The following is a 12,275-nucleotide window of genomic DNA, read 5'->3' on the forward strand; positions in this document are numbered from 1 at the left end:
CGGTCGGGGCCGGGGCCGGGTGGTGCGGCTGTGGGTGCGGGGAAGGGCGGGGGCCGGGAGGGCGGCGGGGGTGGTGGGGACGGGCCGGGGCGCCGCGCCCGTTAGGCGAGCCGGCGGCGGTAGCGGTCCTCCGGGACGCGCCATCCGGCCACGTCGGACATCGCCACCGCGCCGTCCGGCGCGAAACCGGCCCGCCGGTAGAAGCGTTCGGCACGGGCGTTGCCGCGCACCACCCACAGGGACATCGCGCCGTACCCGTGCGCCCGGGCCCGGGCCGTCCCGGCGTCCAGCAGCGTCCGGCCGATGCCCGTGCCGATCAGGTCGGGCGCCACGTAGAGGGCCATCAGTTCGGCGACGGGTAGCCGGGAGCCGGGGGCCGCGCCCCGGGATTCCGCGCCGTCCGGGACGGTTCGCGGATCCTCGGCCGGGGTGGTTCCCGGATCCTGGGCCGGGGCGGTTCCCGGGTCCTCGGCCGGGCCGACCGCCAGCCAGCCGGCCACCTCGCCGTCCCGGTCGGCCACCAGCTCCCACACCTCCGGGCGGCGGCGCGCGAACCGCTCCCGCCGCAGCCGGGCGTCCTCCGGCACGCTCAGCGCGTCCAGATACGCCTGCGGCATCAGCCCCCGGTACGCCGTCCGCCAGCCGCCGATCCGCACCGCCGACACCGCGTCGATATCGGCCTCCGCCATCTCCCGTACCCGGACCCGCCGCACCGGCCGCCCCGCCGTCCCCCGGGAGGCCCCGCCGGCCCCGTGCCCACCGTTCCGCACCCTGTCCGCCTCCTCGCCCGGTTCCCTGCCGACGAGCGTCGGGCCCCGGTGGACACCGGTCAACCGGAATTACGGTCCGGGCCGCCGTCCCGGTTGGCCGCCGGACTTGACCCTGACCCTGGGGGCAGGGTCGAACACTTCCCGCCATGGCACAGACACCTCGTGAGTCCGCGGCACCCGCCCATAACCCGCACTCCACAGCACCTTCCCGTACCCCGGAGTCCGCAGCTCCTGCCCGTACCCCGGAGTCCGCAGCTCCTGCCCGTACACCGCACCGGGTGGTCGTCGTCACCGGGGCCGGCACCGGCATCGGCCGGGCCACCGCCCGCGCGTTCGCGGCCGAGGGGGCGCGCGTGGTGGCGGTCGGGCGCCGCCCCGGCCCGCTCGTCGAGACCGCCGCCGGGGCGGCCGGCGGCGCGATCACCCCGTTCGCCGCCGACATCACCGCGGACGACGGGCCCGCCGCCGTCGTCCGGCACACCCTGGCGACCCACGGGCGGCTGGACGTCCTGGTCAACAACGCCGCGGTGGTCGGCATCGGCGCCCTCGGCAGCCATACCAAGGAGTCCATGGCGCCCCAGCTGGCCACCAACCTGGTCGCGCCGGTCCTGCTCACCCAGGAGGCGCTGCCCGCCCTGGAGCGCACCGGGGGAGTGGTGGTGAACATCAGCACCTCGATCGGCCAGCGGGCCTGGCCCGGCAACGCCGTCTACGCCGCCACCAAGGCCGGCCTGGAACTCCTCACCCGCAGCTGGGCGGTGGAGCTGGCACCGCGCGGAGTCCGGGTCGTGGGCGTGGCCCCCGGGGCGATCGACACCCCGATCGCCGATCACCAGGGCCTGTCCCCGGAGCGGCGGGCGGCCCTGCGGGCCTGGCAGATCGCGCACACCCCGATGGGCCGCACCGGCCGCCCCGAGGAGGTGGCCTGGGCCGTCACCCGGCTCGCCGCCCCTGGTGCGTCCTTCGTGACCGGGGTGATCCTCCCGGTGGACGGGGGCGCGGTGGTCGGCTGACCGGGGCCGGTAGCGTACGTCCGGGCCGGGACGCGGCGGCCGGACGAGGGCGCCGGACGGGCCCGTACGAGGGGAGGCGGTCCGGTGCGGATCGGTGAACTGGCGGACCGCACAGGGGTTTCGCCGCGCGCGCTGCGCAAGTACGAGAGCGCGGGGCTGCTCGGCTCCGAACGGGCCGCGAACGGCTACCGGGTCTACGACGAGCGCGCCGCCGTCCGGGTCCGCAACATCCGCTACCTCCTCGACGCCGGTCTCACCCTCGCCGACGTCAGCTGCTTCCGGGACTGCCTGGACGGCGACCTGTCCACCGCCCCGCCCTCGCCGGCCGGCCTGCGGATCGCCCGCGAGCGGCTCGCCGTCATCGACCGCCGGATCGCCGCGCAGACGGCCGCCAGGGACCGGCTGGCACGGGCGCTGGAGGCCGTTCCGGAGGTCTCGGGGGCCTGAACGCGGTTGGGTCGTCCAGGGCGCTGGAAACGGCCGTCAGAGGCGCTCAGAGCGGCGCCAGGGCCGGTCGCGGCGGCGGACGGCGGGGCGTTCAGAGCAGCGTCAACTGCGTGGCCTCCGGTGGCGGTTCGGCGGCCGCTCCCGGTCCCGTTCCGGGAGCCGTTCCGGGGCCCGCTCCCGTATCCGGCGCGGGCGTGTCCCGAGGCGGGATCCGGCGGGCCCGCCCCGGCCGGGACGGCCCGAGGCCGTACTCGGCGGCCAGTTCGTGGACCTGGCGGGTGATCCGCCGCTGGTACCACGTGGGGGCGTACGCGCCACCGGCGTACAGCGCCTCATAGCGGCCCACCAGGTGCGGGTGGTGGTGGCCCAGCCAGGCCATGAACCACTCGCGGGCACCGGGCCGCAGATGCAGTACCAGCGGCGTGACCGAGTCGGCGCCCGCCTCGGCGACCGCCCGCACCGTGGCCCGCAGCTGCTCCGGGGCGTCGGCCAGGAAGGGGATCACCGGGGCCATCAGGACCCCGCAGGGGATCCCGTGGGCGGTGAGGGTGCGCACCACGTCCAGCCGCCGCTCGGGCGCCGGCGTACCGGGCTCGACGGTGCGCCACAGCGCGCGGTCCAGGAAGCCGACCGAGACCGAGATGCCCACGTCGGTGACGCCGGCGGCCTGCCGCAGCAGTTCCAGGTCGCGCAGGATCAGCGTGCCCTTGGTGAGGATCGAGAACGGATTGGCGCGGTCCCGCAGCGCCGCGATGATCCCGGGCATCAGCCCGTACCGCCCCTCCGCCCGCTGGTAGCAGTCCACATTGGTGCCCATCGCGATGTGCTCACCGCGCCAGCGGGGCGCGGCCAGCTCCCGGCGCAGCACCTCCGGGGCGTTGACCTTGACGACGATCTGGGAGTCGAAGCCGAGCCCGGTGTCCAGGTCCAGATAGCTGTGCGTCTTGCGCGCGAAGCAGTAGACGCAGGCGTGACTGCACCCCCGGTAGGGGTTCACGGTCCATTCGAACGGCATCCGGGAGGCGCCCGGGACGCGGTTGACGAGGGAGCGGGCGCGCACCTCGTGGAAGGTGATGCCGCGGAATTCGGGGGTGTCCACCGTTCGGGTGACGACATCCGTGCCGAACAGCGCGGATGGGCTTTCGCCCAGATTGTCCCAGCGCATCGGGCCTCCTGTTGCGATCCGGTCGACCCCCTGCAGCGATAATAGAACATACGTTCGCTTCGGGGGTGGTGGCCCGGATTTGGGCCCGCTGCCCCGGGGTGGTTGGCTTGACCGCGCACCGCATCGGCGGCGCACCAGGTCCGGCAGCCGACTACTGGAGGAAGCACACATGGGGCAGGTAGAGGCCACCACGCAGCGCGAGATCGCGGCGGATCCGGAGGACGTGTTCGACGCGCTCGCCGACTACACCGGCACGCGCCGGCAGCTGCTGCCCGAGCACTTCAGCGAGTACGAGGTCCGCGAGGGCGGTGACGGCAAGGGCACCCTCGTCCACTGGAAGCTCCAGGCCACCAGCAAGCGGGTCCGCGACTGCCTCCTGGAGGTCGACGAGCCCACCGACGGCCAGCTGGTCGAGAAGGACCGCAACTCCTCGATGGTGACCACCTGGACCGTCACCCCGGCCGGCGAGCACCGCGCCAGGGTTGTCGTCACCACCACCTGGCAGGGCGCCGGCGGTATCGGCGGCTTCTTCGAGCGGACCTTCGCCCCCAAGGGCCTCGGCCGGATCTACGACACGATCCTCGCCAACCTCGCCGCCCACACGGAGAAGTGAACGGCGTCCTCTCCTGACCCGTTCACGGCGCCGCCAAGCTCACCTGTTCGGGTGGTTTCCGCGGGGCGGCGCCGCCCGGACGGGTGTCCGGCGGGCCGCCGGAAATCCCTGATGGGAGCCCAAGGGGCGCGCGCCGGACGGCACTTGGCGTCCGTTCCCGCCCGTCCTGCTCCGTTCGTCCCCGCTTGATCCCCGTTGTCGCCCGGTGCGAGAAAGGGCGCCCGCACCGGCGTGACGAGGGGAGCAGGACGTGGGCGGCACCACCCTGAGCGAGCGGGACCGGCCGGCCGGGCCGCCCGCCGGCGACGCCACCGCGGCCCCGGAACCGGCCGTACCGGCCCCCCGCGCCCGGCCCCCGGCCCCGCCCGGCCCCCGGGCGCGGGCCGCCTTCCCCGTCCTCCTCCTGGCCCTGGTGGCCGCGGCCCTCGGCCAGACCGGCCCCGCCGCAGCCCTCCCGGAGATCGCCCGCGCGCTGCCCGGCCTGACGGCGCCGTCCTGGGTGATGGCCGCGTGCCTCCTGGGGACGGCCGCGGGCCTCCCCCTCCACGGGAAGCTCGGTGACGTCCTCGGCCGCAAGGCGGCCTTCCTCGTCGCGCTCCTGGTTTTCACCGCGGCCTCCGGACTCGAGGTCCTCACCGTGTCCTCCGGACTCGCCGGCTGGACGCCCTCCCCGGCCGGGCTGATCGCGGCCCGCGCCCTCCAGGGGCTCGGCGCCGGCGGCGTCCTGATCGGCGTCCCGGCCCTCCTCGGCGCGGCCGCCCCGCCCGCCGTACGCGGCCGCCGCACGGCCGCGGCCGGCGCGGTGTACGCCGTGGCCGCCCTCACCGGCCCGCTCGCCGGCGCCTGTTGCGCCGACCACGGCCTGGGGCGCTGGAGCCCCGCCCTCGGCGCCCCGCTCGGCGCCACGGCCCTCCTCGCCGCCGCGCTCGCCGTCCGGATCCCCCGGTCCGCCACCCGCCCCCGCCCGGACCTCGCCGGCGCCCTGCTGCTCACCGGGGGCGCCACCTGCCTTGCCCTGCTGGCCAGTTGGGGCGGTACCCGCTACCCCTGGGGATCGCCGGTGATCCTCGGGCTCGGTGCCGGCGGCCTGGCCGCCGCGGCGCTCCTCCCGTTCACCGCGCGCTTCACCACCGCGCCCCTGCTCCCGCCGCGGCTGCTCCGCGACACCCTCTTCGGACGCACCGGCCTGGTGGGCGCCGTCCTCGGCCTCGCGCTCTACGGGGCGGCGCGCCACCTCCCGGCCTTCCCGGCGGCCACCGGCGCCCCCACCGCGACCGCGTCCGCGCTGCTGATGCTGCCGCTCCCGGGCGCCCTGCTGGCGGCCGCGTACGCCACCACCCGGCTCGTCCGCCGCACCCGCCACCACACCGGCCTCCCGCTCCTGGGCTGCGCGGTGGCCCTCGTGGGCATCTGGCTCCCGGGCCACCTGCCGGCGGCCGCGTCCGGCCCGGCCCGCGCCCTGTGCTCCGGCGTCCTGGGCCTCGGCCTCGGGCTGGTCCTGCCGGCCCTGGTGCTCACCGCCCGCTCCGCCGTACCCATCCCTGGCCCGGCCGGCACCACCGCCTGCCTGCGCCGGCTCGGCGGCACCACCGCCGCGGCGCTCGCCGCCGCCCTGCTCGCCGAACGTCTCGCCGCCCGGCTGCCGTTCCCCGACCCGCTCGCCGCCCACCTGGCGCGCGCCCTGCCCGCCGCCCTACGGGAGGGCTGCGCCGCGTTCCTCCAGGCCGCCGTGCCCGGAAGCGCGCGCTACCTGGCGCCGGCCCTCGCCCTGGGCTTCCTGCTCGCCCTCTCCCGGAAAGAGAACCCCCTGGTGTCCCACGCCCCGCAGCCCCCGCAGACCCCGCACCCGCCGTACGGCGACCCGGCGGACCCCGCCGTGCCGCCGGCCCGCTCCGCGGCCGACACCGCCCTCAACGGCCCCGCGCCCGGCGGCGGCCACCACGCCCCCTATCCGGCCCCGCTCGCCCCCTCCCTGGCCGGCGTCCCGGTCTGCGGCACCGTCCAGCACCACGACGGCAGCATCGTCCCGCGCGCCGCGCTCACCCTCATCGACATCGGCGGCCGGCAGATCGGCCGCGGCGCCACCGGGGAGGACGGCCGCTACGCGCTCAGCACCCCCGGCGCCGGGTCGTACGTCCTGATCGCGGCGGCGGGTGGCCACCAGCCGCAGGCGGTGACGGTGACCGTCGGAGAACGCCCGGTCGAGCTGGACGTCGTGCTCGGCGGCGCCGGCCGCCTCGCGGGCACGGTCACCACCGCCGACGGCACCCCGGTCCGGGACGCCATGGTCACCCTCACCGACGTCCGCGGCGAGGTGGTGGCGACCACCCGCAGCGGACGCGAAGGCGGCTACGTCATCGGCGACCTGGTGGCCGGCGAGTACACCCTCGCCTCCAGTGCCCCGGCGTTCCGGCCGGCCGCGCTCCCGGTGACCGTGCAGGCGTCCCGGGAGACCCGCCAGGACATCGAACTCGCCGGCGGCGCGGTGCTGCGCGGCACCGTCCGGGCCGGCGGCGGACGGCCCGTCGAGGACGCCCGGGTCACCCTCCTGGACGCCGCCGGCAACGTGGTCGACACCGCCACCACCGGCCCCGACGGGCTGTTCCGCTTCGTCGACCTCTCGTCCGGCGAGTACACCGTCGTCGCCGCCGGCTACCCGCCGACCGCCACCGTCCTCCGGGTCGCCGGCGGCGGCCGCACCGAACGGGACCTGCAACTGGGGTACGAGGACTGACGCCCCGTTGGAGCGGGTGAGCGCGCTTGCCCCGGGGGCGGTGCTGAGCGCCGGGGCGGGCCGGCAAGAAGGGGGCGGGCCCCCGCGCCCCACTGGCCGCCGGGAGCCCGCCCCGTTACGCACGGGGGCTCGCCCCGTTCACTACCGGGTTCGTGCCCCTGCCCCTACCGGGGGCACGCCCCCGTCACTTCCCCTCCTGCTTCTCCTGCTCGGCGGTGAACGCGGCGAGCGCCTCGGCGACGTACGCCTCGACCGCCGCCTTGCCGATGCCGAGGCGGGTGAGCGGGCCGTCGCCGTTCTCCCGCTCCAGCAGGGCCAGCAGGATGTGCTCGGTGCCGATGTAGTTGTGGCCCAGCCGCAGCGCCTCCCGGTAGGTCAGCTCCAGTGCCTTGCGCGACTGGGTGTCGAACGGGATGAGGGCGGGCACCGACTCGGCCGCCGGGGGCAGGGCCGCGGTCATGGCCTCGCGGAAGGCTTCCGGCGTCACGCCCTGCGCGACCAGGGCCCGGGCGCCGATGCCCTCCGGCTCGCGCAGCAGACCGAGCGCGAGGTGCTCCGGGCGGATCTCGTCGTTGCCCGCCGCCTTGGTCTCGTTCTGGGACGCGATCACCACGTTCCTGGCCCGGGGGGTGAAGCGCCCGAAGCCCTGTGCGGGATCCAGGTCCGACCCCGCGCCCGGGTCCTTGGGGACGAAGCGCTTCTGCGCCGCCTGCTTGCTGACCCCCATGCTGCTGCCGATCTCGGTCCAGGAGGCGCCCGAGCGCCGGGCCTGGTCCACGAAGTGCCCGATCAGATGGTCCGCGATCTCACCGAGGTGATCGGCGGCGAGCACCGCGTCGGAGAGCTGCTCCAGCACGTCCGAGCGGCTCTTCTTGATGGCCTCGATCAGGTCGTCGAGGCGTACGGGATGGGTGGTGCGAAGAGGTTCCGTCATGCGTCAACCATAGGTTGACGATAGAGGGAGCGTCAACCCGTGGTTGACGATTGCTGTCAGGTGTCCAGTGGGGGCGACGGCGCCCGGTGCCGCCCGGCTACCGCGCCTCGCCGGACAGATCCCGGTGGATGACCCGGGCCGCCGCCTCCACAGTGGCCACCCCGCGCTGCATGGTGTCGCTGCCGGTGGACAGGACCGCCATCGCGTAGTCGTTGCCGCTGCCGGTGAACGAGCCGACGCTGTGCACCCGCCACCCCTTCTCGGCGCGCGGCAGCCAGCCGTTCTTCACGTGCACGGTCGCCGAGGCCGGCGCCCCGGCGGGCACGCCCCACCGCTGGTCCGGGGCGACCCGCCGCATCAGGTCGAGCGCGTAGTCCCGGGAGGCCGGGCCGAGCACCGCGTTGTCCGACGTCAGCAGCCGCATCAGGGTGAGCTGGTCGGCGGCGGTGATCTGGGTCAGCCCCCAGGAAGCGCCGGGGCCGGGCACGGTGTGACGCATCCCGGCGAGGTCCAGGAAGTGCTGGACCCCGGCCGCGCCGACCTGGTGCCACAGGGCGTTCGTCGAGGCGTTGTCCGACTTGGTGATCATGGCGGTGGTCAGCGCGACCTCGTGCGGCGTCAGCGTCCGGTGCGCCTCCTCGGCCTGCCGCAGCAGCGCCCCGAGGACGGTGACCTTGACCACGCTCGCCGAATCGAAGGGCGTACGCGCCCGGAACTCGCAGCTGGTCCCCGAGTGGCGGTCGTACAGCGCGACAGCGGAAGTCCCCTGGCGGCCCTGGAGCGCCGTGGCGATGTCGCGGGACAGGGCGGGGGCCAGACCCGGCTGGGGCGAGTGGCAGACGACCTTGTCGCCGTCCGCGGCGGCGCCGGTGCTCGCCGCGGCGGGGCCCGCCGCGCCCAGTACGGTGGCGGCCGCTCCGGCGGCCACCAGGGCGGCCAGTCCGCGGCGTACGCGGCGTGCGATGCGTGATCCGTGCATGAGGGGGTCCTGTCCCGGTGTGGGCGCCGCCCGCCGGCCTCCTCTGGCGGAGGCCCGCCCGGTATCCCACCGGCTACGGCGATCAAACGACGGCCCGTGCCCCGAAGCGGGCACCCCGAAAGCATGCGGGCCGCCGGTCCGGGTGGTGAAGACGCGCCGGGTGTGATATTCGCCAAACGGGCAAGAGGGGCATCCCGCCCGGAGCGCCGGGATGCGGGGGTGCGCACCGGCGGCCGGAATAGCGGGGACGCCGGTATACGGGGGCGCCCGGGTGCCGGGACGCACGCCGGCACGGCTACCAGGGCGTGCGATTACCAGGACGTGCGATCGATCCCGCTCCCCGACACCCGCCACCGCCGGCCACCGGGGGCCGCGCGCCTCCGCGGCCCCCGGTGGCGTACCCCTCTTCCGCGCGCCTACGGCAGCAGCGGCCGGCCCGGTTCCATCCACCACGCCGCGGTGGACCCGGGGAGCGTCCCGGCCGGGCAGTCCCCACTGGCCAGCAGCGGTGCGCCGGACACCGGGGCCGGCACCGGCTCGGTGCCGAAGTTGACCGCGCAGACCAGTCCGTCCCCGCGGACGAACGCCAGGACCTCCGGCGCCGACTCCAGCCAGCGCAGCGTCCCGTCACCGAGCTGCGGCAGGCCCCGGCGCAGCTGGAGCGCCTCGCGGTACAGGTGCCAGAACGACCCCGTGTCGGCCACCGCCCGCTCCGCCGTGTGCCCCGCGAACGACGCCGGCTGCGGCAGCCAGGTCCGCTCCGCCGCCCCCGCGCTGAAGCCGTAGGGCGCGGTCTCGCCCGCCCAGGGGAGCGGCACCCGGCAGCCGTCCCGGATGTGCTGCCGGCTGCCGGTGCGGTGGAAGATCGGGTCGGTGAGCACCTCGTCCGGCAGGTCGTCGACCTCCGGCAGGCCCAGCTCCTCGCCCTGGTAGACGTACGCGGCCCCTGGGAGGGCCAGCATCAGCAGCGCCGCGGCACGGGCCCGCGCCGGGCCCAACGCGCCCTCTGGGGTGCCCGGTTCGCCCGCGTAACGGGTCACGGTCCGGACCTGGTCGTGATTGTTGAGCACCCAGGTAACCGTCGACCCGGTGTCCGCGATGTCGGTCAGCGCCTCGGAGATGACCTGGCGGAAGCGGCCGGCGTCCCAGCGCGCGGTCAGCAGGTGGAAGAAGAACGCCTGGTGCAGTTCGTCGGACCGGACGTAGGCGGCCTGCTCGCCCGGGGTGCGCACCGAGACCTCGCCCACCAGGAGCCGGTCGTGGCCGTCCCGGGCCGTGTACTCCTCGCACAGCGCCCGCCACTCGCGCCACACCTGGTGCACCTCGGGTTGGTTCCAGGCCAGCGGGTTGACCGAGTCGCGGGTGCGCTCGTCGGCCGCGGGGTCGGGGGAGTCGGGGAGCTCGGGGTGCTTGAACAGGCCGGCGGCCACGTCGATCCGGAAGCCGTCCACTCCGCGGTCCAGCCAGAAGCGCAGCACCTTGTCGAAGTCGGCCGACACGTCCGGGTTCCGCCAGTTCAGGTCGGGCTGCTCGGGCGTGAACATGTGGAGGTACCACTGCCCCGGAGTGCCGTCCTCCTCGGTGATCCGGGACCAGGCGGGTCCGCCGAACATCGCCCGCCAGTTGTTGGGCGGCAGTTCACCGTGCTCCCCGCGCCCGTCGGCGAAGTGGAACATCGCCCGGGCCGGACCTCCCGGGCCTTCCTCCAACGCGGCACGGAACCAGGGGTGTTCGCTGGAGCAGTGGTTGGGCACGATGTCCAGCAGCACCTTCAGGCCGAGCCGGTGCGCGTCGGCCACCAGGCGGTCGAACTCGTCGAGGTCCCCGTATGCCGGGTCGACGTCGCGGTAGTCCGATACGTCGTACCCGTGATCGTGCTGCGGGGACGGGAAGAAGGGGCTCAGCCACACCCCGTCCACCCCGAGCTTCTTGAGGTACGGCAGCCCGTCGCGGACGCCGGCCAGGTCACCGATACCGTTCCCGGTGGTGTCCCGGAAGCTGCGGACGTAGACCTGGTAGATGACCGCGTCTCGCCACCAGCGCTGGGCCGTGTCCTGGGCGGGGGTCGGGTGGCCGCGTTCTGCGGTGGCTGTGAACATCTGCCGGGATCCACTTCTTACGGTGCAAGTCGGCGTGGCGCCTTGCTAGTTGCTGTGATGCATGCATGTTAGGTAACCGCGTCTTTTCGGTGTCAACGGAATGACGAAAGTCGGTCCGCCCCTGCCCGGATTGCGGGGAAAGCTGCCCAACTCCCGTACGGAACAGGCAAATACGCGAACACGGCGCATCACCACTTTCCATCCCGTCTGCTCCCCGCCCCCTGGTCATACGGGACGCACACCCTTCCCCTCCCCATGCCTACCGGTTGCGCAGCGGTTAGCCGCCCCGGAGCGGGGAACGAAAGAAAAGGCTTCGGCGCGGGCTCCGTGGGAGAAGACTTGCGGGGCGCGGGCTGCGCGGCGGGACGGTCCCCGGCCGGCGGACCCGAACGACGCGAAAAACGCGAACAATGCGGATATCTCGAACAATGAGGGCGCAGGGGAGAGGGCGAGCGTGCGGCTTCCACTGCTGGCGCTGCTGGTCAGCGGACCCGCACACGGCTATGAACTCAAGCAGGCCCTGGAGGCGCTGCTGGGCGCGGCCTACCCCCGGCCCAACATCGGCCAGATCTATGTCACCTTGGGGCGGCTGGAGAAGGCGGGCCTCATACAGGGCGAGGATGTCGAGCAACCGGACCGCCCGAACAAGCGCACCTACCGGATCACCGCGGCCGGCCGCGAGACGGTGGCCGCATGGTACGAGGCCGCCACCGTCGAGCCCCGTGTCCGCGACGAGTTCTTCATGAAACTGGCCCTCGCCCAGCACTCCGGAGCCGCCGACCGGACGCTCCTGATCCGCAAGCAGCGCCGCCGCTACCTCCACCGCATGCGGGAGCTGACCAGGCTGGCGGTCTCCGCGGACCGGGACAACCGGATAGCCCACCTGCTGATAGAGGGCGCCATGCTGCACCTCCAGGCCGACCTCGAATGGCTCGAACGCTGCCAGGAGGAACTGGAATGAGCCCGGGAGCGGCCGGGGCTTGCGCTGCCGTGACGGCTCGGTGAGCCGCCGGGGTCGCGGCTTCGGGCCTCCGTCCCTCCCGTCACCGGGCGGATCGGATCGGCCTGAAGGTCGCCTTGAGCCGTAGCCGTGAAGGCCGCTTGAGCCGTAGCCGTTCCTCGGCCTGCGTCGCTGCCTCGGGTGGCTCCCTGGTCCGGGGATCGGTCCGCTGCCGCCTGAGCCATTGCCTCGGGCGGTCCGTTGCCCTGGGCCCGCCCCGGTGGCCTTTCCCTGGAATCGGCCCCCGTTGGTCCCGCCGCGGCCCGTCGCCTCCCGCTGTCCCGGCTGGCCGGTTACCTCTCACCCGCCCTCGTTGCCCGGTTGTCTCCCGTCGGCCCCGCTGACCGGCTACCTCTCGCGGCCCTCGTTGCCCCGTTGCCGCCCGCCGACCCCGTTACCTTCCGCCGCACCCGCGTCATCCCCTTGACCTCACAGGGCGTTTCCCCCGGGCCCCAACCTCAGTTGTGCCGCCTGCCGCCTGCCGCCTGCCGCCTGCCGCCTGCCGCCTGCCGCCTGCCGCC

At 74.9% G+C, this 12,275-nt stretch carries 10 protein-coding genes; 5 read left to right on the forward strand and 5 right to left on the reverse strand.

From position 1 onward, the window contains the following. Positions 1–101: 101 nt before the first annotated feature. Complete coding sequence (locus tag ADL22_RS06055) at positions 102–770, reverse strand: GNAT family N-acetyltransferase (protein ID WP_420711541.1); 669 nt, start codon at positions 768–770, stop codon at positions 102–104. A 278-nt stretch (positions 771–1,048) separates the two neighbouring features. Between ADL22_RS06055 and ADL22_RS06060 the strand changes: the two genes are divergently transcribed. Continuing rightward, positions 1,049–1,783 (forward strand): SDR family NAD(P)-dependent oxidoreductase, encoded by a 735-nt coding sequence (locus ADL22_RS06060; RefSeq protein WP_066974431.1) that lies wholly within the window; start codon positions 1,049–1,051, stop codon positions 1,781–1,783. A gap of 84 nt (positions 1,784–1,867) precedes the next feature. Continuing rightward, a complete protein-coding gene (locus tag ADL22_RS06065; protein WP_066974433.1) occupies positions 1,868–2,230 on the forward strand; it encodes a MerR family transcriptional regulator in 363 nt (120 codons plus the stop codon). Between the two features lie 91 nt (positions 2,231–2,321). Here the strand turns inward: ADL22_RS06065 and ADL22_RS06070 are convergent, their stop codons facing one another. Beyond that, positions 2,322–3,395, reverse strand: a complete 1,074-nt coding sequence (locus ADL22_RS06070; RefSeq protein ID WP_066974438.1) for an Rv2578c family radical SAM protein — start codon at positions 3,393–3,395, stop codon at positions 2,322–2,324. 169 nt (positions 3,396–3,564) lie between these two features. Here ADL22_RS06070 and ADL22_RS06075 point away from each other — a divergent pair, with 169 nt between their 5' ends. Together ADL22_RS06075 and ADL22_RS06080 are read left to right on the forward strand one after the other, a co-directional pair. Next, a complete protein-coding gene (locus ADL22_RS06075) occupies positions 3,565–4,008 on the forward strand; it encodes an SRPBCC family protein (protein ID WP_066974440.1) in 444 nt (147 codons plus the stop codon). A 250-nt stretch (positions 4,009–4,258) separates the two neighbouring features. Further along, the gene (locus ADL22_RS06080) at positions 4,259–6,742 is read left to right on the forward strand and encodes an MFS transporter (protein WP_066974442.1); all 2,484 of its coding nucleotides are present in this window, start codon (positions 4,259–4,261) and stop codon (positions 6,740–6,742) included. A gap of 184 nt (positions 6,743–6,926) precedes the next feature. Here ADL22_RS06080 and ADL22_RS06085 read toward each other — a convergent pair whose 3' ends face one another. The 3 genes from ADL22_RS06085 to ADL22_RS06095 form a co-directional block, all read right to left on the reverse strand. Then, positions 6,927–7,676 (reverse strand): Clp protease N-terminal domain-containing protein, encoded by a 750-nt coding sequence (locus ADL22_RS06085; protein ID WP_066974444.1) that lies wholly within the window; start codon positions 7,674–7,676, stop codon positions 6,927–6,929. Positions 7,677–7,773: 97 nt separating this feature from the next. Next, the gene (locus ADL22_RS06090; RefSeq protein ID WP_066974446.1) at positions 7,774–8,655 is read right to left on the reverse strand and encodes a serine hydrolase; all 882 of its coding nucleotides are present in this window, start codon (positions 8,653–8,655) and stop codon (positions 7,774–7,776) included. 416 nt (positions 8,656–9,071) lie between these two features. Then, positions 9,072–10,754: a glycoside hydrolase family 13 protein gene (locus ADL22_RS06095; protein WP_066974448.1), complete on the reverse strand. Its 1,683-nt coding sequence runs from the start codon at positions 10,752–10,754 to the stop codon at positions 9,072–9,074. 454 nt (positions 10,755–11,208) lie between these two features. Here ADL22_RS06095 and ADL22_RS06100 point away from each other — a divergent pair, with 454 nt between their 5' ends. Then, positions 11,209–11,715: a PadR family transcriptional regulator gene (locus tag ADL22_RS06100; RefSeq protein ID WP_066974450.1), complete on the forward strand. Its 507-nt coding sequence runs from the start codon at positions 11,209–11,211 to the stop codon at positions 11,713–11,715. The last annotated feature ends 560 nt before the right edge of the window (positions 11,716–12,275 follow it).

The sequence above is a fragment of the Streptomyces sp. NRRL F-4489 genome, from assembly GCF_001509485.1.
In the GTDB taxonomy this organism is placed as follows: domain Bacteria; phylum Actinomycetota; class Actinomycetes; order Streptomycetales; family Streptomycetaceae; genus Streptomyces.